Below are 24,285 nucleotides of genomic sequence, written 5' to 3'. Positions count from 1 at the left end.
TTTACACCTTTCTAATTTTTCAATTTTAAACTTCAACCAATCATCTCTAACATTTTGATCGTTAAATAGATTAATTTACCGGAATAGAATTTGCGTAATTTTCTTCGCCATTTACAAGCACCAATGTAGAGTGGCGCTCATTCCAGTAGTATTGAATTTTAACCTTCAGAAAATGCTTTTATTTAGTGTTGTTTTAACTGAGGACTACCAAACCGGAGAACAATGATGTTCAGAAAAAAAGTAGTTTTATCTTTATGCAGCAGTTTGTTTTTATTTTTTAGTTATTCTTTCTCGGCAAATGGGAGCTTGTTAACTGATCCCGACGGCCTAAACGTTAGTTTATATAGTGACGGTTTTCTTAGCGATAATGAATTTGGTCCGATCAGTGTCACTATGGGTTATGAACCTTTATCCGATGGCAATATTCTACCTGCCGGAATGAATGATGGTTCTGAAATGGAAGTTAGCTTTTTCGCTAATTCAATTTCGTTTATTCAGGAAGTAACCACTGGTTTACCCGATCCAATTACCACCTTGGGTTGGACCATGACTATAGATGATATAGATTGGCCAATCGGGCAGGAAATTACTTCGGTAGGCATTATTTCTAGTACCTATTTGACCAATTTTTCGGTAGATTTTACCGCAAACACTTTGATTGTTCGATACGATGGCGGTGACGCTATTGACACCGGTGATGTATGGCAAGGTGCCATTACTTTTGCTACTGAACAAACAGATGTTGCAGTACCTCCAATAGTGAGTCTAATATTGCTAGGCTGTTTAGGTGTTTGTTTTAGACGATATGCTAGCTGAGCTTTGCTAGACTTCTAAACTTGGCGGACTGGTAAAGGTTACCAGTCCGAAATTTCTGGAAAATAGGGCCTATGATTTTAAGCATTATTAATCAAGCTCCCACAATCAATTAAAAGAACACTTGTCATCGATTTACAATCACACTCTTTTTTCTTGCACTAGAACATCTAGCACATTACTTCTTGAGTAGAGAGAGCGAGCCTATTCACCTTCCTAAATTGTTATTAATTTGGATAATTAGTCGCTAGATAGTGATTGTTTAGCCTCAGAGTAGTTTCCTACACAAGGGCCCACACTAAAGGCGTACCCTAGAACTGAATCATCTTTGGTGACCAGTAAAATCAAATTTTCGTCTATCGGTAAACTGCGCTGTTCGGGGCGTTTTACACAGGCTGATTTTGGATAGGTTTCAAAATGATATATAAATCCTGCAATGACATTGTCTAACCATTTTATCTTGCCGCTTTCATCTACAGGTAGAATAAATTGGTTTCTATTTAATGTGAGTTTGATATTTTTCGATTCTGACTCACTCAATACTATTTTATCGTCAATTTTATCACTCGTTTCGTCTAGTGAATTAGCATCCTCCGATGACTCTTCTTTGATCAGTGCCATAGGCTGATCAAACAATTCGATTTGTTCAGCATATGGAACTGCAATATAGAAAATCGACATAATGACATAAGGTATCAATACCAGTCGCAATACCATGGTCACAATAACAAATACTCTGTCTTCCCAATGTACCCTAACCTTGATTTTTACCAGACGTAATAACACACCGACGATTAACCAAAGGTTTCCTGCTACCAAAGCGACAGAAAAAAACATTATGGAGCTCATTAGCAACCAAAACGGCAGCATAATTAAAGTGGCAAAGCCCAAGGTGAAAACAAAAGGGCCAGGTTCGATACCAGTGATAATATTGATTTTAAGTGCTGAAATCGCGAAAGCAAAATTGGCAGTCGCAGCGTACAAAACTAAGACAAGGCCTTTACCTAACATGTGCTCCCAGGTACGAATAAATACGTGCCAAAGCTCTCTAACAAGTCCTATACCGGCTATCGTTCCAACCCACAACAATCCAGTATCTTTTTGGATATCTTCATCTGCATGGATCATTAACATTAAAAATGCGAAAAAATACATCCATTGCGAAAGTGTTAATTGTGAAAACCTAGAACGCAGAGTAGGGATAATTTGTTTAGGCGAGCGCAACCAAAATTTCTTTGAAAAAAACTGATTGCTCTTCGTTTGTGGTGTTTCTTCAGTGTTGTCGAAGTGCTGTAACTTATTGTTTGACAAATAACTATACCGAATTTGAGAGTGAGTGATGCACCGAATGGCATTAATATAATCGATTTTTAATCAGTATGTTAGTAGCGAAGCAAAAGGTACTCATTGCGAGCAATTCTAAAGGGGGAGGTCGAGCACTAGGGCTTTCAGAGGACACTAATCAACGATTTATCTGTAGTGGTTCATTTAAGTTATCAAATCAAGCTCAAATTATCGTTGATATGTTTTTAAACCTTAAGACGATTCGTATATAATCTCGCATCGTTTTTAAGCAGGGCTTGTAAATTTGAGTATAGCGTTCAGTCGCTTTGCACACTTTTTTGCAATCTAATTTCGCCATCGGACTGTTTTCCGGTAAGCAGAGATAAATAAATGAAATTTGAATTAGATAATACAGACGGTAAGGCTCGCCGAGGCCGTTTGATTTTTGACCGTGGAGTAGTAGAAACTCCCGCGTTTATGCCTGTAGGTACTTACGGTACGGTAAAAGGAATGACGCCTGAAGAATTAGATGAAACAGGTGCTCACATCTGTTTAGGCAATACCTTCCATTTAATGTTGCGCCCCGGTACTGAAATCATCAAACAACACGGTGATCTCCATGACTTTATGCATTGGGATAAACCTATTCTGACTGATTCTGGTGGTTTCCAAGTCTTCAGTTTGGGTGATTTACGTAAGATAACCGAAGAAGGTGTGACCTTCCGTTCGCCGATAAATGGCGAAAAAATTCTTCTTACTCCAGAAAAGTCCATGCAAGTGCAACGTGATTTAGGTTCAGATATCGTGATGATATTTGACGAATGTACACCTTATCCGGCCACCGAAAGCGAAGCACGAGTGTCTATGGAGTTATCACTTCGTTGGGCTAAACGTAGTAAGGCTGAACACGGAGATAACCCTTCAGCATTATTTGGCATTATTCAAGGTGGTATGTACGAAGGATTGCGTGACGTATCTTTGGCTGGTTTAGAAGACATTGGCTTTGACGGTTATGCCATAGGCGGCTTGTCGGTAGGAGAGCCAAAAGAGGAAATGATCAAAGTACTGGATCATACCACTGACCAAATTCCAGCAGATAAACCTCGTTATCTCATGGGGGTAGGAAAACCAGAAGACATAGTTGAAGCCGTGCGACGTGGCATTGATATGTTCGATTGTGTTATGCCTACTCGAAATGCCCGTAATGGTCACATGTTTGTTACCAATGGAGTGGTCAAAATTCGTAATGCAGCACATAAAACCGATACCGGTCCATTGGATGAAAAATGTGATTGTTACACTTGTAAAAACTATTCTAGGTCATATTTACATCACTTGGATAAATGTAATGAGATACTTGGCGCACGGTTAAACACTATCCATAACCTGCGTTATTACCAGCGTGTTATGCAAGGTTTGCGGGAGGCTATTGCTGCAAACAAGCTTGATGCGTTTGTGACTGAATTTTACACACAAAAAGACTTACCAGTGCCGCCGTTACAAGACTAACTGGCACTAATACAATTAAAACTTACAAAAATTAGGGGAAATTATGAGTTTATTTATATCCAATGCGTATGCACAAGATGCAGGCGGAGCAGCTGGTGGCGGGTTTGAGATGTTAATCATGCTAGGCGTGTTTGGTTTGATTTTTTATTTTATGCTTTATCGTCCGCAAGCGAAACGTGTTAAAGATCACAAAAATTTAGTCTCGTCGCTGGGTAAAGGTGATGAAGTGTTAACACAAGGCGGCATGGTTGGGAAAATTGTTAAAGTGACCGAAGAAAAAGATTTCATAGAAATTGCTTTAAACGATAGTACAAACATAGTCATTCAAAAATCTGCAGTTTCTGCAGTATTGCCTAAAGGCACTATGAAGGCCATCTAAACATAGATAGCGACAGGGGCTCAGCGGCCCCTTTTTATTGAAAGATTGGAAGGAAATTCTTGTGTTAAATCAAACTCCGCTATGGAAGTACTTATTGGTGATTGTAGTGATCGGCCTTTGTGCTTTATATGCTTCGCCGAATTTGTATGGTGAAGATCATGCCGTGCAAATATCAGCGGGCAAAAATGCTGTTATCAATGCTGAAGTCGTCGACAAGGTGACAGCTGAATTGGCAACTGCAAATATATCTAGCAAAAGTATAGTCATCGAAAACGACCAAATTCTTGTGCGTTTGAATGATTCTGATAGTCAACTTATGGCTCGCGAAAAAATCGAGAAATCCTTAGGTGATGATTATTTTGTGGCGATGAATCTGGCCCCTGACACCCCTGCTTGGTTAGAAGGTTTAGGTGGTACCCCCATGAAGCTTGGCCTTGATTTGCGAGGTGGCGTGCACTTTCTAATGGAAGTGGATATGAAATCGGCTTTATCTAAAAATCTGCAAGATATGGTAGGCGATTTCCGTACCGCATTACGCGAAGAGGGTATTCGTTATCGTACTGTGAAACAAGTGGATGATGGAGTCGAAATTTATTTTCGCGACCAAGAAACCTTAGATTCAGCCGAGTTTTTCCTTAAAAATCGAAACCGTGATTTAGTCTTTGTTGAAAGAAACGATTTAGTTATTTTTGCGAGTATGTCGGACCAAAAACTTGCTGAAACTCGTGATTATGCTGTAAAACAAAATATCACCATTATTCGTAACCGTGTGAATCAACTAGGGGTCGCTGAGCCTACCGTACAAAAGCAAGGCCCAGACCGCATTGTGGTGCAATTACCGGGTATTCAAGATACCGCAAAAGCAAAAGAAATTTTAAACGCTACAGCAACCCTTGAGTATCGTGAAGTCGATTTAGATCATGACGTGCGTGACGCCGTAAATGGTCGTGTGCCTGCAGGTTCTGAATTGTTACCTTATGAAAAAGGTGGTCCGCAACTACTTAAAAAGAAAGTGATAGTTGCGGGTAGTTCTATAATCGATGCCAACAGTGGTGTTGATCAGTATGGCATGCCAAAAGTTTCGATTTCTCTTGATTCTAAAGGTGGAGCTAAGATGCTTAACTTCACCAAACGAGCCGTGGGTAAACCAATGGCAGTGGTGTTTATTGAGTTTAAGGCCACCGGTGAACGCGACAAAGATGACAAACTTATTTTTGAAGAAGAAAGACGCGTCATTAGTGTGGCAACGATTAATGGTGTATTTGGTAATCAGTTTGAAACCACTGGGTTAGATTCACCACAAGAAGCTTACGATTTAGCTTTGTTATTGAGAGCCGGCGCCCTTATTGCTCCTATTCAAATTATTGAAGAACGTACAGTTGGACCCAGTCTAGGACAAGAAAATATCGACTTAGGCACCAAAGCTATTGTTTATGGTTTTATTGCCGTACTCATCTTTATGTTGGTTTATTATAAAAAGTTTGGTTTGGTGGCCAATGTAGCGCTGACTCTAAACTTAGTGATGATCATTGGTATTATGTCAATGATTCCTGGGGCGACACTCACTTTGCCAGGTATGGCAGGTATAGTATTAACTGTTGGTATGGCAGTAGATGCTAATGTTTTGATATTTGAGCGAATACGTGAAGAAATTAACGATGGGCGCAGTCCACAACAAGCTATTCATCATGGTTATGACAGTGCCTTTTCAACTATTTTAGATGCCAATATTACGACTTTCCTAGTTGGTTTGATTTTGTTTGCGGTCGGCACCGGACCAATTAAAGGTTTTTCTATTACCTTAATGATTGGGATCATCACTTCAATGTTCACCGCTATCATTGTGACTCGTGTCATCGTTAATGCATGGTGGGGCGGTAAACGTCTGACCAAGTTGTCAATTTAGGAGCGCCAACATGCAAATATTAAACATGAAAGAAACCGTCGCCTTTATGACGTTGAGAAAACCAGCAGCTATATTGTCGGTGTTGCTATTGGTAGGTTCACTGACGTCATTGGCAATTAATCAATTGAATTGGGGACTAGATTTTACAGGTGGTACTCAAATTGAAGTGGGTTACGCAAATACCGCTGATTTAGAACAGATCCGTAAACAACTTGAAGCGTCGGATTTTAAAGATGCCGTGGTTCAAAATTTTGGTAGTAGCCAAGACGTATTGATCCGCCTCGCTTCTCGAGAAGGGGTGAAACCTTCTGAATTAGGTGATGCGGCAATTAAGGTGTTACAAGAAGCTGATAGCAGTGCAGAAATGCGTGGCAGTTCTTTTGTGAGCTCCAGTGTTGGCGATGAACTTACCGAACAAGGCGGATTGGCGATGTTGGTGGCGCTAATTTGTATCCTTATCTATGTAGCACTGCGTTTTGAATGGCGCTTTGCATTAGGTTCGGTAGCAGCGCTGACTCATGATGTAATCATCACTTTGGGATTATTTTCAATCTTACAGTTAGAGTTTGATTTAACCGTTTTGGCGGCTGTATTAGCAGTGATTGGTTATTCATTGAACGATACAATAGTGGTTTGTGACAGAATTCGTGAAAACTTCCGAAAAATTCGTAAAGGTGATTCCGAAGAAATTATTAATATTTCTCTTACTCAAACCTTGAACCGAACCATCATTACCTCTTTGACGACTATTTTAGTTTTACTGGCTTTGTTTTTTGTTGGCGGTGCAACTATTCATGGTTTTGCGACAGCGTTGCTGTTTGGGGTAATAATAGGCACCTATTCTTCAATTTATGTGGCAAGCTTAGTGGCTCTGACGCTAGGTATCAGTAAAGAAGATTTGATGCCTACTGAAATTGAAAAAGAAGGGGCGGATCAAGACGCGGTAATGTAGGTTACTTTGGTTCAAACTATTTAATCATACAAAAACCATATGCTCTAAGGCGCAGTTCAAAAACACTATATCATTGGTGTTCTTTGTTCTGCGCTTTTGTTGTATTGGGTGGTCGATAATATCCTCTTTTAAAACACACTTTCTAACAGTCTTTATAACCACTCGTGAACGTAAATAGGGTATATTCCACGGCATGAGATTTTTTAAATTATAACATCAGGAATTTTTATGACTTCAACGTCTCGACGCCAGTTTGCAGGGGCTTTATGGATCAGCGCGATTATATTGCTTAATGCTTGTGGTTCAACTGACTCTGGAAAGTCTGTGGTCATGTCGACACAACCCGATCCCCAAAGTGAAATTGTAAAAAGTCCTATCGATAATCGAGAATATGCCTCAATTGTATTAGATAACCAACTTGAGGTGATGTTGGTATCAGATCCTAGTATTGAAAAATCAGCCGCCGCTCTGAGTGTTGCCGTGGGGTCATTACAAGAGCCTAAAGAGTTTGGTGGCTTGGCACATTACTTAGAGCATATGCTGTTTTTAGGTACCACTAGTTATCCAAATGTGGGCGATTATAGCGAGTTTATAAGTCGCAATGGCGGTAGTCAAAACGCCTATACTGAGCTTGATCATACTAACTATATGGTGGCAGTTAATAACGATGCTTATGATGAAGCTTTATCGCGTTTTAGTGGCTTTTTCTATGAAGCCATTTTAGATGAAAATTATGCGGATAAAGAGCGAAATGCAGTGCATTCAGAATGGACCATGAAAAGCCCCAACGACTGGGTGATTTTACAACAACTCAATGGTACAACCTTAAATCCCGAACACCCTATTTCACAGTTTAACTGGGGAAATTTAGACTCCCTAGTAGATAAAGAAAACAACAAGTTGCAAACTGCATTAGAGACGATGTACAACAAATATTATTCTGCCAACTTAATGAAAGCAGCAATGGTGAGTCATTTACCTATCGAAGAAATGAAAAAACTCGCTCAAGCACACTTTAGCAAGATCCCTAACAAAAATACTCCTAGACCTCAAATGACAGTTTCGGTCGCTAAACCTGAGCATTTAAAGAAAGTTGTGCATTACATTCCACAGACTGACATGAAACAGGTACGAATTAATTTTGTCATTAAAAACAATGCTCAGCAATTTGCGGTTAAACCCAATGGTTATGTGAATTATTTGCTTGCCAACGAAATGCCAGGCACTTTAGCATCGGTTTTAAGGGATCAAGGTTTAAGTGAAGCAGTATATTCAAACTTTGATGCCAACGAATATGGTAATGCTGGTAGTTTTACTTTGTATATCGACTTAACTGAAACGGGTGTACAAAATCGCGATAAGGTGATGGGCGCAGTTGTTAAATATTTAGCTTTGTTACGCCAAGATGGGGTAAATCCTCGCTACTTCACAGAAATCAAACAATCCCTTAGTAATAGTTTTCGTTTTAAAGAAAAAACCAATGACTACAGTTATGCCATGAAAATTGCCGCCAATCTGCAGCATATTCCGGCGGAGTATGTTTTAAGCAGCGCTTATGAGTACCAGCGTTTCAATCCAGCAGTTATCCAAGACGTACTCGACCAGCTCATTTTGGACAATGCTCGCATCTTCTACATAGATAAACAGCAGCAAGGCGATCAAGATATGCAGTACTTTGCTGGGAAATACAGCGTGCATGATATCAACTCAGAATTAGAGCATAAGTGGCAAAAATTGTCGCAGCAGTTTGCATTGACGCTGCCAAGAGCCAACAGTCTGATGCCTGATAGCTTTGAATTAGTGGATGCGAAATATACTGATAAACCTCAGCAACTTGTGGCAGAAAAAGGTCACTCTGTTCACTTAGGTCATTCAGCTTTATTTCAACAGCCAAAGGGGAGGCTGACCCTTGACCTAAATACTGGATTAACCAAAACAACTGCGAAGAATCATGTTTTAGCCAGTTTATTAGGCAGAGGGTTAGGGCAAAAACTAACAGAGCTGCAATCCGAAGCGGGGGCTGCAGGTATGGGATTAAACACTAGTTTGTCGAACGGCTTGTCGCTAACCACCAGTGGTTTTACGGATAAACAAGGCTTACTAATAACGCGAGCATTGAATCAAATATTGAACTTAGACATTAGTGAGAGTGAATTAGCTAACCTCAAAGCGAGTTTTAAGTCAGATATTGAAAGCAGTAAACGTCAGATTCTTCTTAATCAGTTATTTCCTAAATTTAGCCAAGTATCGAAGTTAGATGCATTTAGTGATGAAGCTTTGCTCGCTGAAGTCGATGCAATCGTACCCGCTGATATTAAGCTATTTAGAGACCAACTGCTAAAACAGGGGAACTTGAGAGTGTTTGCTTTTGGGAATTACTCTGAACAGCAAGTACTCGAAATGTCTAACTTGGTTTTGAAGCGTCTTCCCGAAGACCGAGAAATAGCTGATGTCTATCAAACTCCACTATTGGTAGTCGCTCCCGGCACTACCTATAACTGGCAAGAAGACGTAGCAATGACTGATATAGGTTTGATTGATGCCCACTTGGCCCCTCGAAATGATGCTGACCTAGCTGCCGCTAGAGTGTTATCACAAATTATACGGCCTGCTTTGTTTAAGCAAATAAGGACAGAAGAACAACTGGCTTACGCAGTAGGTTTTTTTGGTCAAACCTTTAGAGAGCAGATGTTAGTGGCCTATTATATTCAGTCTCCAGCTAAAGGATTAGCAGAAGTGAATGAGCGGATCGCGTTATTCCGCAAACAGTTTTCTCAGCAGTTAGCTGCTGTTACGCCAGAAGAATTTGCGACAACCAAAAATAGTATCCTAATTACGCTGAATCAGCCGGCCAAAAACTTGTCTGAAGAAATGGGAGAATTCACCGGCGATTGGCGTGATCAACGCTGGAGTTTTGATAGTCAAGATAAGCTTATCGCCGCCATAGAAAAAACGACTTTAGGCGACGTAATAAATCTGTATCAACGAATACAAGGTGGTAAGGATTTTGGTCGTGTTCTCATACAAATGCGAGGTACCAAATTTGCCGATAGAGATTTTATTGAACCCAAGGGAGCCATTAAAGTCGAAGATATCGATAGCTTCCATCAACAACTTAAATAGACAATAATTTAGGATTGACGCGCAAATATTAGGAGTGAGGCTTTGTGATTCAAACATTGAGATATATATGAAATTGGTTGAAGTTACTCTGTTATGTAGTTTGGTTTTAACAGCAAATGGTTGTACCGTTTTGGGATTTGCTACCGACCTCGCGCTGTCTTCTGCTAGAGCCGATGACAGAGATGATAACGCTAGTCAGAACCAACTTATCTTTACAACTGAAGGCATTAAACATGATGCTAAGTTCATCAAACAACTCGTAACTGATGCAATCAAATCTCGCGACACTCAATCGGACAATGAGTCGCTTGTTGCAGAAAGCGCTAATAGTAAAACGTCGATGTGTGAAAATGTGCAAGGGGGGCAACAGCAGTGTTACCCACCTGAATATTACGAAGATATGTACATTAAAGTCGATACCAAAAACGAGCAAAAGACGACCTCGACAGAAAATTAATCTCCAAGAGGTCGCCGATTTACGCCAATTAAATTTCAATGCCTCGTTAACACTTGAGCATTGGCGCCCGTGTTACGGTTGATTTGCCGTAACCAAAGGCAAGCCCTCATCTATCCAACCGGTAATACCGCCAATCATTTTTTTTACAGGGCGGCCTAGTTCAGCTAACTTAATTGCACCTTTTTCTGTGCCGTTGCAATGGGGACCTGCGCAATACACTACAAACAATGTATCGTCCGGGTAAGCTTTCAACGTGTCTACTGTGAGTTTCTTATGTGGAATATTGATGGCTTGCTCAATATGACTTTGTCCAAATAACAATTCGCTTCTCACATCTACCAACACAAAGTCTTGACGATTATTGCTAATTGCAAAATGTACGTCCCAACAATCGGTTTCGAATTGCAGTAGTTTTTGAAAATGAGCTAAAGCTTGTGAGCTTGGAGCGGCGGTAACTCGTGATACAACTGAAGACATAAAATTTCCTTACTTGGTTTCGATTTTGAGTAAATTGCAGGCTCTAGTGTGCGTTAATCAGAAATGTTTGGCTGGTGGTAGGCCGGTCAATTATCGATAATAACAAGACAGGATGGTTAATATCTGCAAGGCAAAAAATGTTAGGCACAAAAAAAGCGAGCAAATGCTCGCCTTTTGACTCTATTTAATTAGTTACTTTAGTTGTTTAACTAATATCTGTACGACTTTAGGGCTACCGGCAACAATATCACCTCTTTGCATCGGGTCATTACCACCCGCAAAGTCTGTTACTAGACCACCAGACTCACGTACCAATAATTCACCAGCAGCAATATCCCAAGGTTTAAGACCACTCTCCCAGTAGCCATCATATCGACCCGCTGCGACGTAAGCTAAATCCAATGCTGCAGAGCCACTACGACGAATATCGCCTGCTTGCATAAAGATCTTATTAAAACCTTCTTGGTACTTAGGTAAACTGGTTTTGTTTTTAAAAGGAAAAGAGGTGGCTAGAATAGTTTGACTCAATTCTTTGGCTTTACTGGTACGAATTCGGAAACCATTTAACTGAGCTCCGGCTCCTCTACTTGCTGTGAATAGTTCACCACGGATAGGATCAAAAACTACGCCTTGGTCGAGGCGACCTTTGTGCATCAAGGCAATTGAGACGGCAAAATGAGGAATGCCTTTAATAAAATTAGTGGTGCCGTCTAAGGGATCAATTATCCATTTAAAATCGTTGTCACCTTCAACTACGCCGCCTTCTTCGCCCACAAAACTGTGTTCTGGGTAAGATTGTTTAATTTTGTGAATAATTGCCTGTTCGGCTTCTTTATCGACACGTGTTACGTAGTCGTTGTCGCCTTTTGCTTCAATTTGCAATTCAGCCTGATTTTCAAACCCTTTAGCAATAATGTTGCCCGCAGTCCGTGCAGCACGGATCGCTATATTCAGCATAGGATGCATAGTTAACCACCAATTTTAAAAGAACATTAAATATAGTCCAGCAAACAATAAATACCTGTATTAAAGCAATACCATTTTTCTGAACAAAAAATCGCCGCGCAGTTTAACAAAATAGCTAAATTAAGCAATCGGAATATCACTGAGGACAACATATTTTATCCCTTTAAGTCAGTTCATTTTTGTGAAATGTACGTTTTGAGGTGTTATGGGGATATGTTATTATCCGCGCCCTTTAATTGGCTAACGAAATAAAGATACGGTTCATCATGTTAGATAATATTCGCATAGTGTTGGTTAATACTTCCCACACTGGCAACATCGGCTCTGCAGCTCGGGCCATGAAAACGATGGGATTGAGTCAGTTGATTTTAGTTGATCCCGTTGCACCACCGGATGGTAAGTCCAGTGCGTTAGCTGCTGGGGCAGGTGATGTGTTAGCAAGTGCTAAAACGGTTGCTACTTTGGCTGAAGCAGTGGCCGATTGTGGTCTAGTGATTGGCACGAGCGCCCGTTCTCGGACGTTATCCTGGCCAATGTTAGAACCTCGTGGATGTGGTGAGAAGTTAATTAATGAAGTCTCTAAGTACCCTGTTGCCTTAGTTTTTGGACGTGAAAACAACGGCCTAAGCAATGATGAGTTACAACAGTGCCATTTTCACGTATGCATTCCCGCTAATCCTGACTATAGCTCGCTAAACTTAGCTGCTGCTGTACAAACTTTGTGTTACGAAGTGCGTATGGCTTATTTGAATGTCACTCGAAATTCATTTCCTGATAACAATCCTGAAGATGCAGAGTACCCTTTGTCTCAAGATCTAGAAGGTTTTTATAGTCATTTGGAACAAACCCTTATTAAAACGAATTTCATCATTGCCAATCATCCGGGTATGGTAATGACTAAGTTACGTCGCTTGTACAATCGCGCTCGCCCTGAAACTGCAGAATTGAACATATTACGTGGCATTTTGTCATCGGTAGATAAAGTCTTTAAAAATCGAGAAAAGTAGACTAATAGCCTTAGTTTGGGATAAGAAATGTTCAGCAGAATAAGAGAAGATATAAAAAGTGTTTTTCATCGTGACCCTGCGGCACGTAATACCTTTGAAATACTCACTAATTATCCCGGTTTACACGCCATTTGGATCCATCGCCTTAGTCATAAACTGTGGAATGCGAATTGGAAATGGTTAGCGCGTTCTATTTCAACTTTTTCTCGCTGGTTAACTGGAGTTGAAATTCATCCCGGAGCCACACTTGGACGACGCTTTTTTATCGATCATGGTATGGGGGTGGTGATTGGCGAAACCGCTGAAATTGGTGACGATGTGACCCTGTATCATGGTGTAACCCTTGGGGGAACTAGATGGAATGCAGGTAAGCGGCATCCTACTTTGGAAGATAATGTAGTAGTGGGCGCTGGTGCTAAAGTATTAGGACCGATCACTATGCATAAAGGTGCAAAAGTGGGCTCCAATTCAGTAGTAGTACGTGATGTACCAGCAAATGCCACTGTTATAGGGATCCCCGGTCGGGTTGTTGTACAACAAACCAAACCTGAAGCACCGACTAATGGTGATAGAGAAAGAATTGCAAAAAAATATGGTTTTGATGCCTATGCGGTAGCGACTGATAACCCTGATCCCATCGCTCATGCTATAGGTGTGATGGTAGATCACGTACATTTGGTTGATACCAAAGTAGAGGAAATGTGCAAAGCCATCAATAAGATGGGGGGAGATGTCTGTGGTAAATCACTCCCAACTTTAGAGCTAGATGATTTCGCGGATAACGAATTAGCTAGCGATATAAAAAAGGCCTGTGATGCCTTTGACCCTCAGATATAATACCCGACTAAAACACTAGGTTAAATACTTGACTAAATTAGTCGGGTATGTGAAAATTCGACTCAAGTTTGGTAGGGGATAGATTACTATGAAATTGACATCTAAAGGTCGTTACGCGGTAACAGCGATGTTAGACGTGTCGTTACATTCACAACGTGGACCTGTGTCTTTAGCTGATATATCCGAGCGCCAAGAAATTTCTTTGTCATATCTTGAGCAATTGTTTTCACGTTTACGTAGAGAACAATTAGTCGATAGTGTACGTGGTCCTGGTGGTGGATATAAATTGGGCCGTGAAGCGTCTGAAATATCTATCGGTGAGGTAATTCGAGCCGTAAATGAATCTGTTGATGCAACTAAGTGTCAAGGTCAAGGTGGTTGCCAAGGCGGTGAACGTTGTTTAACCCATAACTTGTGGGAAGGACTAAGCGATAGAATTAGCGTATTTCTGGACGGTATTACATTAGGTGAATTAATGCTTCAACATGACGTGAAGCAAGTAGCAGAAAGACAAGACAAACATAAACATCATAATCAAATAGCTGCAAACGACATCAGTATTAGCTTGCAGCTTTAGTGGAGTAACAAATGAGCGAATTAAAGCTTCCGATCTATCTGGATTATTCTTCAACAACACCGGTAGATCCCCGTGTCGCAGCCAAAATGGCCGACTGTTTAACGACTGAAGGTGTATTCGGTAACCCCGCTTCTCGTTCTCACAAATTTGGATGGGTTGCTGAAGAAGCGGTTGATATTGCTCGTAATCAAATTGCTGATTTGGTCAATGCGGATCCAAGAGAGATTGTATTTACGTCTGGCGCGACTGAGTCAAATAACTTAGCTATCAAAGGCGCGGCGAATTTTTACGGTAAGAAAAACAAGCACCTTATTACTATCAAAACTGAGCATAAAGCAGTTTTAGATACTATGCGTCAGCTAGAGCGTGAAGGATTTGAAGTTACCTATCTTGATCCTGAACCAAATGGTTTGGTTGACTTAGAAAAATTAAGTGCGGCTATTCGTCCGGATACTATCTTGATCAGTGTTATGCACGTCAACAATGAAATTGGTGTGATCCAAGATATCGCTGCTATCGGTGAAATGTGCCGTGAACGCAAGATTTTATTCCACGTAGATGCGGCTCAAAGCACCGGCAAAGTGCCAATCGATTTACAAACTATGAAAGTCGACTTGATGTCGTTTTCTGCTCATAAAACTTATGGGCCAAAGGGTATAGGTGCATTGTATGTACGTCGTAAACCGCGGATCCGTCTTGAAGCACAAATGCACGGTGGCGGTCATGAGCGTGGCATGCGCTCTGGTACTATGGCGACTCACCAAATTGTAGGTATGGGCGAAGCATTTAGAATCGCCAAAGAAGAAATGGCTGCTGAAAATGAACGTTTGATGATGCTACGTAATAAATTATGGAACGGCATCAAAGATATGGAAGCTGTTTACCTAAATGGTGATATGGACAGCCGAATCGCTGGTAACCTAAATGTAAGTTTTGCTTATGTTGAAGGTGAGTCTTTGATTATGGCGCTAAAAGATATGGCAGTATCGTCTGGCTCGGCTTGTACCTCTGCTAGTCTAGAGCCTTCCTATGTACTGCGTGCATTAGGCTTGAATGACGAACTAGCTCACAGTTCAATTCGTTTCACCATGGGGCGTTTTACCACTGAAGCAGAAATTGATTATGTAATTGATGTCATCCGTAACGCAATTGAAAAGTTACGTGACATGTCGCCACTTTGGGATATGTACAAAGAAGGTATAGATTTAAGCACAGTAGAATGGGCTCATCACTGAGTTCTCAAGCAATAAATTGCTGAATTAATATTAATGTGCTGTGGAAACAAACTTAGCAGCACATAACTAAAGGTAAAAGATCATGGCTTACAGCGAGAAAGTAATCGACCACTACGAAAATCCACGTAACGTAGGTGGTTTTGATAAAAACGATCCTAGCGTAGCAACAGGAATGGTTGGCGCACCGGCATGTGGAGACGTAATGAAATTGCAACTTAAAATCGATGCAGATGGCATTATTGAAGATGCGAAGTTTAAGACCTACGGTTGTGGGTCGGCGATTGCCTCTAGCTCATTGGTAACTGAATGGGTTAAAGGTAAGTCTATCGATGAAGCAACAGCCATTAGCAATATGGATATAGCGGAAGAATTAGCGTTACCACCAGTAAAAATTCACTGCTCTATTTTGGCTGAAGATGCCATTAAAGCAGCAGTAGAAGATTATAAAAGTCGTCAAACTAAGTAAGAGTTAAAGTAGGAGTAGTCAGTGGCAATTACCGTATCCGACACCGCAGCACAACGAGCCAAAACCTTTCTTGAAAATAGAGGTTCGGGTATAGGGCTGCGTCTAGGTGTCAAAACCACAGGCTGCTCTGGTTTAGCGTATGTACTTGAATTTGTTGACGAGGTGAATGCCGACGATAAATTGTTTGAAGATAACGGTGTGAAAATTATTGTTGACGGTAAAAGCTTAGTGTACCTCGATGGCACCCATTTAGACTTTGCGAAAGAAGGCTTAAATGAAGGTTTTCAGTTTACCAACCCAAACGCCAATGGCGAATGTGGTTGTGGCGAAAGCTTCAACGTTTAGTGCTATTTTTGTTATTCAACTCTTCAGTTAAAATACAGCAAACCTAAGTTAAATCAGATGAATTATTTCGAACTTTTTAAAATCCCTGTGTCATTTGATGTAGATTTGTCTGTGTTGCCACAAACTTATCAACAACTTCAGCGCTTAACCCATCCAGATAAATTTGCTAGCGGTAGTGAGCAGCAAAAGTTAGTGGCACTTCAAAAAAATGCCCAAGTCAATGAAGCATACTCGGTGCTCAAATTCCCTTTATCTAGAGCTGAATATTTGTTGAGTTTGCGCGGTATTGATTTACAACATGAACAACAAACCATCAAAGATACTGCCTTTTTGATGCAACAAATGGAATGGCGTGAAGAGTTGGCTGAAATAGATGAGCAGGCTGACCCTCTAAGTGCGTTATCAAGTTTGGAACATGAAATTCAACAAAGCGTTAAACATGACTTAGCTCGGTTGAGAGAAAATCTTGAAAGTGAGCAACTTGGTGCCAATGAAAAAGCTGCGGATATCATTCGCCAGCTTAAATTTTTATACAAGATGTTAGCTGAGATTGAACTTAAAGAAGACGCGTTGAGTGACTTCTAACCTTATTCATTGCAACTATAAAGAAACGAATTAGACATGGCATTACTGCAAATATCTGAACCCGGTCAAAGCGCCGCTCCACATCAACGTAAATTAGCAGTTGGAATAGACTTAGGTACGACCAATTCTTTAGTAGCTTCGGTACGAAGTGGTGAGGCTCTCACCCTACCTGACTCTCAAGGTCGGCATTTATTACCCTCAGTTGTGAGATATTTAGCCGACTCTGAAGTGGTAGGTTATGATGCTAAACAGCAAGCAAGCCTAGACCCTAGCAATACTATTGTTTCAGTTAAACGATTTTTAGGCCGCTCAGTTGCGGATATTCAAACCACCTACCCGAATTTACCTTACCAATTTACCCAGTCTCAGTCGCCAGTGATGACTGTTACTTCAGGTGACGTCAACCCAGTGCAAGTATCAGCAACAATCTTAGCTGAACTTAAAACGCGAGCCGAACAAACTTTAGGTGATGAGTTACAAGGCGCTGTTGTGACTGTCCCAGCGTATTTTGATGATGCACAGCGCCAAGGAACGAAAGATGCCGCTGCATTGGCTGGATTGAAAGTGTTGCGTTTGTTGAATGAGCCTACAGCAGCCGCTGTTGCTTATGGTTTGGATTCAGGACAAGAAGGCGTGATTGCTGTTTATGATTTAGGTGGAGGTACCTTCGATATATCTGTTTTACGGCTTAGTAAAGGGGTGTTTGAAGTGTTGTCTACCGGAGGTAATTCAGCTCTCGGTGGGGACGACTTTGACGCATTACTGGTTGGGTTTATTCGTGAAAATAGCGAACTAAATGGAGATTTGTCGAAAAGTTTACACCGTACTCTTTTAGACAAAGCCAAAGAAGCCAAAGAAATTTTAAGTCGCGAATCCGCTTGTACAGTGGAATTTGAAGACGATAGCGGTCAGCAGCATTCAGTCATTATCTCTGTAGAAAAATTTGAGTCCTTAATTGCGCCTTTAGTTAAAAACACCTTGAGAGCGTGCAAGCGAGCCTTAAAAGACGCAGGGCTTGAAAAAGAGCAAGTCATTGAAGTAGTGATGGTGGGTGGATCGACCCGAGTGCCGTTAGTTTGCCAACAAGTAGGTGAATTTTTTGGGCGTACACCTTTAACTTCAATTGACCCTGATAAAGTTGTCGCGGTGGGAGCTGCGATTCAAGCTGATATCTTAGTGGGTAACAAACCCGAAAGTGACATGTTATTGCTAGACGTATTGCCGTTATCGCTAGGTATTGAGACCATGGGAGGCTTGACAGAAAAAGTGATCCATCGCAATACCACTATTCCGGTGGCCAAAGCCCAAGAATTTACCACTTTCAAAGATGGTCAAACCGCCATGATGGTGCATGTGGTGCAGGGCGAAAGAGAGTTGGTTAACGACTGTCGCTCCTTAGCAAAGTTCGCGCTACAAGGCATACCACCTATGGCGGCTGGCGCTGCTCATATTCGCGTCACTTTCCAAGTAGATGCTGACGGATTATTAAACGTAAGTGCCATGGAAAAGTCTACCGGGGTGCAAGCGCAAATACAGGTTAAACCTTCTTACGGATTGGAAGATAGCGAAATAGCCGAAATGCTCAAAGCGTCAATGGATAACGCCGAAGAAGATATGCAGGCGCGCATGCTTAAGGAGCAGCAAGTTGAAGCCGCCAGAGTGCAAGAAAACCTACAAGCAGCCTTAGATGCCGATGGCGCGACTCTACTTGAACCAACTGAAATTCAAACGATAGTAGGTGGTTTAACTAAGTTAAACGAGTTGGCTAAAGGCACAGACAAAGAAGCGATTAAAACTGCTATTGAACAAGTAGACAAACTAAGCGAAGCCTTTGCTCAAAAGCGCATGGATCAATCCATTAAAAGTGCGTTTTCTGGGCAATCGGTTGATCGTATTTAAACCGAATCATAATACTGAATAATAGGAATTGAGCTATGCCACAAGTAATCTTTTTACCCCATGATGAGTTGTGTCCAGACGGCGCTGTTTTAGAAGGTGAAAAAGGCACTTCTGTATTAAACCTAGCATTAAAAAATGGTATCGGTATTGAACATGCCTGTGAAAAAGTCTGTGCTTGCACTACTTGCCATGTCATTGTCCGAGAAGGTTTTGATTCGCTAGACGAGGGCGACGAGTTGGAAGAAGACATGTTAGATAAAGCATGGGGGCTTGAACCTGAGTCGAGACTAAGTTGCCAAGCGATTATTCAAGACGAAGATCTCGTAGTAGAAATTCCTAAGTATACAGTTAACATGGTAAGTGAAGGGCACTAATCGCTATCACTGTAAGTAACCTAAGAGTTTAATCGTTAACCAAAAACCAGCATCTAGCTGGTTTTTTATTGCCTGCAAGCTAGACTATTTTGGATAATAATTGTAATTTAAACTGTTTAAATATACAGTGGTTGTGTTAGTCTTATCCAACAAAGTGAATCAAAAGAGAGCAAATTATGGCAGTCATTACACGTTATGTTGTTGAACACAAAGGGGTGGAGAAGTTTGTGAGCGCAGATAAAAAAGAAGCGGATCAGTACGACAAGATGTTAGATGTAGCTGATAACCTTTGTGAATATATAGAAGGCAAAGGCATCAAGCTAGAAGCCGATGTATTAGAAGACTTAGCTATTATGTTATCTAAAAATAAAGATTCACTAACCAAACTACTTAAAGGCACTGCGGCTGATACTTTGCTTAGTGACGAAAAAGCTGAAGTGGTTAAAATTGAAAAGAAAAAAGCCTAACTGGCTTTTTTTTTGAGTTGAAAATCCTAACTCTAGTAGAGGTTTACCATTATGGAGTTTTGTTGTGTATGCTTGACCATTAGCTTAATGGTTTCGACTTTTTTCTACGAGCATTAGTCACGCTAAGTGTAATTACCCAAATACAGACTTTGTCTATAAATTATTGGCTTTACTGCGATTATAGCCACTCGACACTTCGGACTTAATTGAACACTTTGTGCCAAGAGCCAACATAGAAACCAAGTATTGAATTGGTTCAATCAATCTATGGCGGTCATTATGTGCCTGTAAACAAGGTAACTCGGATAGAGTAAACATAACATCGCAACACGCGATTTATTTTTATATATGAAACATCCCCCCGCGTCATCCTTGCGAAGGCAAGGATCTACAGCACACTAAACTAAATGCAAAGCCATCCTTCTCAACTAATATTGTATTTTAAGTGCTCAATTGAAAAGGAATTCAATGACAATGAAACGGCCAAGTGTTTACATCATAACAAACCGTCACAATACAATCTTGTATATTGCTGTAACCAATAACTTGATTAAACGTATTTACCAACACAAATCGACTGGTATAGGGTTTTAGCGCTCAGTATAACCTTGATAATCTGGTTTAATCTGAGCGCTTAGAAGATATGAAAAATGCTATCACTGGTGGAAAACGATAACAGGTTGGATTTTGTATGCTTTTGGGGAGGTCCTTGCCTTCGCAAGAATGACGGAGAGGTTGTTTTGACCAAAATGACGTATAAGTTGTTTCAAACATAGTTAACCAATAAATGTAATGTCTGAGTAATTCCCATAAGAATGACTGATGTAAATATCAGCCTTCCACTCAAAAGAGAATATCAACCTGCAAAACAACCCACGACCTCAGAACTATTATTTTTGTTCTTGAATCAATTTTATCAAATTAGCTCGGCGTGTTTTATAAGCATTATTTTCAACATTTTCGCTAATACTTTTTTGGATAACGAGGTCGCGCATTTCTAATGCTTTATCTAACTGGCCATTGGCTTCAAACCCATCTGCCAAACTGTCGTAGGCATCGGCTTTGTTTGGAAAGCGTTTAACATTGTCCTTGAATATGGCTATGGCGCTAGTGAAGTCTTTTTGCTGCAATGCTTTGTAGCCCAAACTATTAACGGCACGGTAACTGGGTTTTATTTCGTAACCGTAAACTGCAGATTGTGTTTTGTAGAATTGTTTAATCGCTGCCATACCTTGGTCAATCACATCTTGTGGTGCCTGCAATGATGCGTACAAACCGCGATAGGCTAATGCTTGCCCCGCCAATGCAGTAGAGCCATGAGTTTCTGAGGTATCTAGGTCTGCATTGTATCTAAAACCTTTGGGGGCATGTGCTTTTAGTAATGCCGTATAGCGCTCATAAGAACTCAGCATATCGCCGTCTTCGTTACCCATATTAGTGTAAAGGTAATTATGCAACTCAGGTATATTGCTAAAGAAGTCTTCAGCCTGTTTAAAAATCACCTGATCGTGCCACCATAAGCTTGGACTAAAAGCAAAGTGAGCCTGAAATAGTTGGGGCCTAGACTGCAAAGCATATACAGCTAATAACCCCCCTAAAGAGTGGCCAGCCAATATTTTAAAATTGTTGGTTCGATAGTTCTTAGCCACATAGGGGATAAGTTCTTTCTCTATAAAATCTAAGAAGTTATCTGCACCACCCGATATGCCCCATTGGTTGTAACTTTGATCATAAGTTGGGGTGAAATCACGGGTGCGATGGGTGTTGTTAATCGCCACAATGATCATCTCTTGGGCTTTATTATCTTGGTTGAGTAAGTCTAAGGTGCCTGCCGTATGCCGCAGATTTCTTTGTCCATCGAGTAAATACAGCACAGGGTATTGTCGAGTAGTATGTTGGTGATAATTGTTGGGTAGATGTATCAGTAAATCACGCTGTTCATTGAGTATTTTTGACTGTAAAGCGTCAACTGTAGTGCTGCCTCTTATCCCAGCTTTCACCCCACTGGCATGTATCATTACTAACATAATGGTGACGAACGTTAATTGTCTGAACTGTTTGAACATAAGCTAATCCTCGTATTTTTGTTGTATCAGTATGTGCAACTAGGGTTAACTTTTTGTGTAAGAATGTAATGAAATTAAAGGGAAAAAAGATGATAAAAAGGTGAATTCAGATAAATTTGTATATTTTTCTAATTAAAAAAGTAGTGTGTTAAGCTCTTGTCCACACTGCATTATTCAAAACCTAGTACTCATTCTCTATGAAGCAATTTGGTTCATTTATTCTTGACCATGATCAATCACGGCTATTACACAAAGGTTCTAAAGTTGAAGTAGAGATAGATCATAAACTATTCGAATTACTCTCGTTGTTCGTTCAACAGCCTAATACCATTATTTCTAGGCAGACTATTTTGGATGAGCTGTGGGCGGGCTCAATTGTTACCGACAATGCCATCAACAAATTGATCGCTAATTTGCGTAAAGTACTGGAAGACGATGCAAAACGGCCTCGGTATATTCAAACAGTTCCGAAAAGAGGCTATCGCTTGATAAGCGACGTTACCTTACTTGCAAACCCTGAAAATGTGAAACCGCAATCCATAGGCTTAACCCCGTTAGACCTAGATAAAAACCTTACAGTCATAAAGAAAAAAACGTTATTCAAAAAGGTCGCTAACTACAGCATTATTAGCTTACTTTTGGTCTTGGTCGGTTTTTATATTTGGCAAACACTCAGTAACAAAGATAAATTTGATAGTCACTATTCTGTCGCCTTAACTCGTGCTGCAGGTGCCGAGCAGTCAGCCCAAATGCATCCAAATAATCAGCACCTGTATTACCTTAAAAACAATGAAAAAAGTACGCAGAATACACTGTGGGTAAAAAATATTCACACCTCAATAACCAAGCAAGTCGAAACAGGTGATGCACGTATAAGCGACTTAATTGCTTTAATTGACGGCAAAGCGAATACCTCAACCCTTTTGTATCTCGATAAAAGTCCTAATGGTTGTGGTGTGTACCAAGTGGCCTTTTCGGTGCCAAGTTATACAATACAAACGCACCACAAGTTATTTGATTGTGCTGATAAACGTATTAAAGATATTGCGTATAATGCTCAGCAACACACCCTTTACTACAGTGCTCAGCCTAAAAATTTTTGGCCAAATCAAGTCTACGCTTTTAACTTAAAGACTAAAGAACAGCTCTTAATCACTCAAGCAGAGCCAAAAGGCTGGGGTCATCACAATATTGATGTTTCTCCAGATGGTAACAAGTTATTAATTTTGAGTACCAATAGCGACTACAAAACTCAAGCACTGTCGCTAAATTTATTAAATAACAAAATTACCGCAGGAGTAAAGTTTAGTAATCCAGTCACGGAAGCGATTTGGCACCATGATTCAAAACAAATCTATTACTACGCCTCTGAGCCTGCACAACAAATAATAAAAAGTGAGTTCAACGGTGATAATGCTGTTGCAGTGGTGAGTGTATCAGAAGCTTTGTCGTCTAAGATGTCGCGTTTTCCAGATGGAAAAAACATACTCTTTAGTACCGAAATTAAAAACCTTAATAACCGTTGGTTAACACCTGCGAATCACCTTGCCAGTATTGATAATTCTACTGTTGCTGATACTTACCCCGGATTATTTCATCACAGTGAACAGTATCTATTTATTTCCAAGCGCAGCGGGCGCAGCCAGCTTTATCTAGCCGATTACGAAACAAACCAAGCCAAGATTGTCACTAATTTCTCTAAGGCTCATTGGCTCGGTTATCTCGTTGTAGCAGCTGATGATAAGAGTGTTTTATTGAATGTGGATAATAAGGTTTACCAGTTATCGATTAAGCAGTTAAATGTTGATCACCCACTTACCTCAATTGCAGATGCCCAGCTTGTTTATAGCAGTCAAAGCCCTATCATTGCAATCGACTGGTTAACTACAGATAAAGTTGCTGTGACCGCAGTGAAAAATGCGAATCCAGAGTTAGTGATTATTAACTTATCTGATAAGACTCTTGAGCAAATTAAGGGGATGTGGGCCTACGGGCTTAGCGATAGTGCGCAACCCCAGCAGTCTTTCTTAATTGAGCAGCATAGTAACCAATTATATCGTGCTAACTCACTCATTTCAGAAAATGATACGTTCGAGGCGCAACGTAAGTTTGCCGACACACACATCACCTTACCTAAAGGTTTTTATCACGTAAAAATAGACGCCAATACTTTGTATTATGTGACCACTGAAAACGACCAAGAATACTTACACGCAGTGTCATTAAGTAGTGACCAACGCATTAACCAAGGGATACGTAAATATCGATTAAATACCTTTTCTAGCTATGACGTAAGCAAAGGGAATATTATTCTCAGTGATATGGACAAGTTAGAAGGTGATATTCATCGTACCCTGCTTTGACTATCGGTTTGAAAACCCAGAACAACGGTGAGCATAACGTAAGGGCGAGTCATGCTTTAAAGCCCTCAAAATTACAAACTGACCACGATTTGTTATTTGTTATTGGCTTGCAGTTAGCTCTAATGACTACAGCATCAAAGTGCGGCTGTCCAATCAAGCTGCAATAATTGCGCTAAAAAGTGACAATAGATTCCTTTC

The 24,285-nt window shown here is 40.6% G+C and carries 23 protein-coding genes; 19 read left to right on the top strand and 4 right to left on the bottom strand.

Annotated elements, in window-relative coordinates; genetic code table 11:
* Positions 1–222 precede the first annotated feature (222 nt).
* The gene (locus ABJK37_RS06270; RefSeq protein WP_348351206.1) at positions 223–816 is read left to right on the top strand and encodes a hypothetical protein; all 594 of its coding nucleotides are present in this window, start codon (positions 223–225) and stop codon (positions 814–816) included.
* A 237-nt stretch (positions 817–1,053) separates the two neighbouring features.
* On the opposite strand, the gene ABJK37_RS06265 is transcribed toward ABJK37_RS06270, so the two are convergent.
* Positions 1,054–2,124, bottom strand: a complete 1,071-nt coding sequence (locus ABJK37_RS06265) for a hypothetical protein (protein WP_348351205.1) — start codon at positions 2,122–2,124, stop codon at positions 1,054–1,056.
* A gap of 363 nt (positions 2,125–2,487) precedes the next feature.
* Here ABJK37_RS06265 and tgt point away from each other — a divergent pair, with 363 nt between their 5' ends.
* The 6 genes from tgt (at position 2,488) to ABJK37_RS06235 (ending at position 10,423) form a co-directional block, all read left to right on the top strand.
* Positions 2,488–3,606, top strand: coding sequence for a tRNA guanosine(34) transglycosylase Tgt (gene tgt, locus ABJK37_RS06260; protein WP_348351203.1), 1,119 nt, complete (start codon positions 2,488–2,490; stop codon positions 3,604–3,606).
* A gap of 43 nt (positions 3,607–3,649) precedes the next feature.
* The gene (gene yajC / locus ABJK37_RS06255) at positions 3,650–3,985 is read left to right on the top strand and encodes a preprotein translocase subunit YajC (RefSeq protein WP_215932630.1); all 336 of its coding nucleotides are present in this window, start codon (positions 3,650–3,652) and stop codon (positions 3,983–3,985) included.
* A 61-nt stretch (positions 3,986–4,046) separates the two neighbouring features.
* Positions 4,047–5,891 (top strand): protein translocase subunit SecD, encoded by a 1,845-nt coding sequence (secD, locus tag ABJK37_RS06250; protein WP_348351201.1) that lies wholly within the window; start codon positions 4,047–4,049, stop codon positions 5,889–5,891.
* 10 nt (positions 5,892–5,901) lie between these two features.
* Entirely contained in the window at positions 5,902–6,843 is a 942-nt protein-coding gene (gene secF, locus ABJK37_RS06245) for a protein translocase subunit SecF (RefSeq protein ID WP_348351199.1), read from the top strand.
* Positions 6,844–7,071: 228 nt separating this feature from the next.
* Positions 7,072–9,966 carry an insulinase family protein gene (locus ABJK37_RS06240; protein ID WP_348351197.1) on the top strand — a complete coding sequence of 965 codons (2,895 nt, stop codon included), beginning with the start codon at positions 7,072–7,074 and terminating at the stop codon, positions 9,964–9,966.
* 67 nt (positions 9,967–10,033) lie between these two features.
* Complete coding sequence (locus ABJK37_RS06235) at positions 10,034–10,423, top strand: hypothetical protein (protein ID WP_348351195.1); 390 nt, start codon at positions 10,034–10,036, stop codon at positions 10,421–10,423.
* 72 nt (positions 10,424–10,495) lie between these two features.
* On the opposite strand, the gene ABJK37_RS06230 is transcribed toward ABJK37_RS06235, so the two are convergent.
* Positions 10,496–10,900 carry a rhodanese-like domain-containing protein gene (locus ABJK37_RS06230; RefSeq protein ID WP_348351193.1) on the bottom strand — a complete coding sequence of 135 codons (405 nt, stop codon included), beginning with the start codon at positions 10,898–10,900 and terminating at the stop codon, positions 10,496–10,498.
* Positions 10,901–11,092: 192 nt separating this feature from the next.
* Positions 11,093–11,866, bottom strand: a complete 774-nt coding sequence (gene suhB, locus ABJK37_RS06225; RefSeq protein WP_215932617.1) for an inositol-1-monophosphatase — start codon at positions 11,864–11,866, stop codon at positions 11,093–11,095.
* A gap of 266 nt (positions 11,867–12,132) precedes the next feature.
* Here suhB and trmJ point away from each other — a divergent pair, with 266 nt between their 5' ends.
* From trmJ to ABJK37_RS06170, 11 genes are all read left to right on the top strand, one after another.
* Positions 12,133–12,873 carry a tRNA (cytosine(32)/uridine(32)-2'-O)-methyltransferase TrmJ gene (gene trmJ / locus ABJK37_RS06220; protein ID WP_348351191.1) on the top strand — a complete coding sequence of 247 codons (741 nt, stop codon included), beginning with the start codon at positions 12,133–12,135 and terminating at the stop codon, positions 12,871–12,873.
* A 27-nt stretch (positions 12,874–12,900) separates the two neighbouring features.
* The gene (cysE, locus tag ABJK37_RS06215) at positions 12,901–13,710 is read left to right on the top strand and encodes a serine O-acetyltransferase (RefSeq protein WP_348351189.1); all 810 of its coding nucleotides are present in this window, start codon (positions 12,901–12,903) and stop codon (positions 13,708–13,710) included.
* Positions 13,711–13,798: 88 nt separating this feature from the next.
* Entirely contained in the window at positions 13,799–14,287 is a 489-nt protein-coding gene (iscR, locus tag ABJK37_RS06210; RefSeq protein ID WP_215932609.1) for a Fe-S cluster assembly transcriptional regulator IscR, read from the top strand.
* Between the two features lie 11 nt (positions 14,288–14,298).
* Complete coding sequence (locus ABJK37_RS06205) at positions 14,299–15,522, top strand: IscS subfamily cysteine desulfurase (RefSeq protein WP_348351187.1); 1,224 nt, start codon at positions 14,299–14,301, stop codon at positions 15,520–15,522.
* An 82-nt stretch (positions 15,523–15,604) separates the two neighbouring features.
* A complete protein-coding gene (gene iscU, locus ABJK37_RS06200) occupies positions 15,605–15,988 on the top strand; it encodes a Fe-S cluster assembly scaffold IscU (RefSeq protein WP_215932605.1) in 384 nt (127 codons plus the stop codon).
* Positions 15,989–16,009: 21 nt separating this feature from the next.
* Positions 16,010–16,333: an iron-sulfur cluster assembly protein IscA gene (iscA, locus tag ABJK37_RS06195; RefSeq protein ID WP_348351185.1), complete on the top strand. Its 324-nt coding sequence runs from the start codon at positions 16,010–16,012 to the stop codon at positions 16,331–16,333.
* Positions 16,334–16,390: 57 nt separating this feature from the next.
* The gene (gene hscB / locus ABJK37_RS06190) at positions 16,391–16,918 is read left to right on the top strand and encodes a co-chaperone HscB (protein ID WP_348351183.1); all 528 of its coding nucleotides are present in this window, start codon (positions 16,391–16,393) and stop codon (positions 16,916–16,918) included.
* A 36-nt stretch (positions 16,919–16,954) separates the two neighbouring features.
* Entirely contained in the window at positions 16,955–18,817 is a 1,863-nt protein-coding gene (gene hscA, locus ABJK37_RS06185; RefSeq protein WP_348351181.1) for a Fe-S protein assembly chaperone HscA, read from the top strand.
* Between the two features lie 35 nt (positions 18,818–18,852).
* A complete protein-coding gene (gene fdx, locus ABJK37_RS06180) occupies positions 18,853–19,191 on the top strand; it encodes an ISC system 2Fe-2S type ferredoxin (protein ID WP_215932596.1) in 339 nt (112 codons plus the stop codon).
* Between the two features lie 176 nt (positions 19,192–19,367).
* Positions 19,368–19,658, top strand: a complete 291-nt coding sequence (locus ABJK37_RS06175; protein ID WP_348351179.1) for a YebG family protein — start codon at positions 19,368–19,370, stop codon at positions 19,656–19,658.
* A gap of 468 nt (positions 19,659–20,126) precedes the next feature.
* Complete coding sequence (locus tag ABJK37_RS06170) at positions 20,127–20,252, top strand: GIY-YIG nuclease family protein (protein WP_348351177.1); 126 nt, start codon at positions 20,127–20,129, stop codon at positions 20,250–20,252.
* Positions 20,253–20,548: 296 nt separating this feature from the next.
* On the opposite strand, the gene ABJK37_RS06165 is transcribed toward ABJK37_RS06170, so the two are convergent.
* Entirely contained in the window at positions 20,549–21,724 is a 1,176-nt protein-coding gene (locus ABJK37_RS06165) for an alpha/beta hydrolase-fold protein (protein WP_348351175.1), read from the bottom strand.
* A 197-nt stretch (positions 21,725–21,921) separates the two neighbouring features.
* On the opposite strand from ABJK37_RS06165, the gene ABJK37_RS06160 reads away from it, so the two are divergent.
* Complete coding sequence (locus ABJK37_RS06160; protein ID WP_348351173.1) at positions 21,922–24,087, top strand: winged helix-turn-helix domain-containing protein; 2,166 nt, start codon at positions 21,922–21,924, stop codon at positions 24,085–24,087.
* The last annotated feature ends 198 nt before the right edge of the window (positions 24,088–24,285 follow it).

The sequence above is a fragment of the Paraglaciecola sp. genome, assembly GCF_039964565.1.
Lineage (GTDB): Bacteria > Pseudomonadota > Gammaproteobacteria > Enterobacterales > Alteromonadaceae > Paraglaciecola.
Note: the sequence above shows the minus strand (reverse complement) of the source record. Positions and strands in the feature narration are given on the sequence as shown.

Excerpts from the sequence above, each read along its gene's own strand:
- ABJK37_RS06175 (WP_348351179.1), top strand. The coding sequence starts at position 19,368 with ATGGCAGTCATTACACGTTATGTTGTTGAACACAAAGGGGTGGAGAAG.
- tgt (WP_348351203.1), top strand. The coding sequence starts at position 2,488 with ATGAAATTTGAATTAGATAATACAGACGGTAAGGCTCGCCGAGGCCGT.
- yajC (WP_215932630.1), top strand. The coding sequence starts at position 3,650 with ATGAGTTTATTTATATCCAATGCGTATGCACAAGATGCAGGCGGAGCA.
- iscR (WP_215932609.1), top strand. The coding sequence starts at position 13,799 with ATGAAATTGACATCTAAAGGTCGTTACGCGGTAACAGCGATGTTAGAC.
- ABJK37_RS06170 (WP_348351177.1), top strand. The coding sequence starts at position 20,127 with ATGACAATGAAACGGCCAAGTGTTTACATCATAACAAACCGTCACAAT.
- ABJK37_RS06160 (WP_348351173.1), top strand. The coding sequence starts at position 21,922 with ATGAAGCAATTTGGTTCATTTATTCTTGACCATGATCAATCACGGCTA.
- suhB (WP_215932617.1), bottom strand. The coding sequence starts at position 11,866 with ATGCATCCTATGCTGAATATAGCGATCCGTGCTGCACGGACTGCGGGC.
- iscU (WP_215932605.1), top strand. The coding sequence starts at position 15,605 with ATGGCTTACAGCGAGAAAGTAATCGACCACTACGAAAATCCACGTAAC.
- ABJK37_RS06230 (WP_348351193.1), bottom strand. The coding sequence starts at position 10,900 with ATGTCTTCAGTTGTATCACGAGTTACCGCCGCTCCAAGCTCACAAGCT.
- fdx (WP_215932596.1), top strand. The coding sequence starts at position 18,853 with ATGCCACAAGTAATCTTTTTACCCCATGATGAGTTGTGTCCAGACGGC.
- ABJK37_RS06165 (WP_348351175.1), bottom strand. The coding sequence starts at position 21,724 with ATGTTCAAACAGTTCAGACAATTAACGTTCGTCACCATTATGTTAGTA.
- cysE (WP_348351189.1), top strand. The coding sequence starts at position 12,901 with ATGTTCAGCAGAATAAGAGAAGATATAAAAAGTGTTTTTCATCGTGAC.
- secF (WP_348351199.1), top strand. The coding sequence starts at position 5,902 with ATGCAAATATTAAACATGAAAGAAACCGTCGCCTTTATGACGTTGAGA.
- hscA (WP_348351181.1), top strand. The coding sequence starts at position 16,955 with ATGGCATTACTGCAAATATCTGAACCCGGTCAAAGCGCCGCTCCACAT.
- ABJK37_RS06235 (WP_348351195.1), top strand. The coding sequence starts at position 10,034 with ATGAAATTGGTTGAAGTTACTCTGTTATGTAGTTTGGTTTTAACAGCA.
- trmJ (WP_348351191.1), top strand. The coding sequence starts at position 12,133 with ATGTTAGATAATATTCGCATAGTGTTGGTTAATACTTCCCACACTGGC.
- ABJK37_RS06205 (WP_348351187.1), top strand. The coding sequence starts at position 14,299 with ATGAGCGAATTAAAGCTTCCGATCTATCTGGATTATTCTTCAACAACA.
- hscB (WP_348351183.1), top strand. The coding sequence starts at position 16,391 with ATGAATTATTTCGAACTTTTTAAAATCCCTGTGTCATTTGATGTAGAT.
- ABJK37_RS06240 (WP_348351197.1), top strand. The coding sequence starts at position 7,072 with ATGACTTCAACGTCTCGACGCCAGTTTGCAGGGGCTTTATGGATCAGC.
- ABJK37_RS06270 (WP_348351206.1), top strand. The coding sequence starts at position 223 with ATGATGTTCAGAAAAAAAGTAGTTTTATCTTTATGCAGCAGTTTGTTT.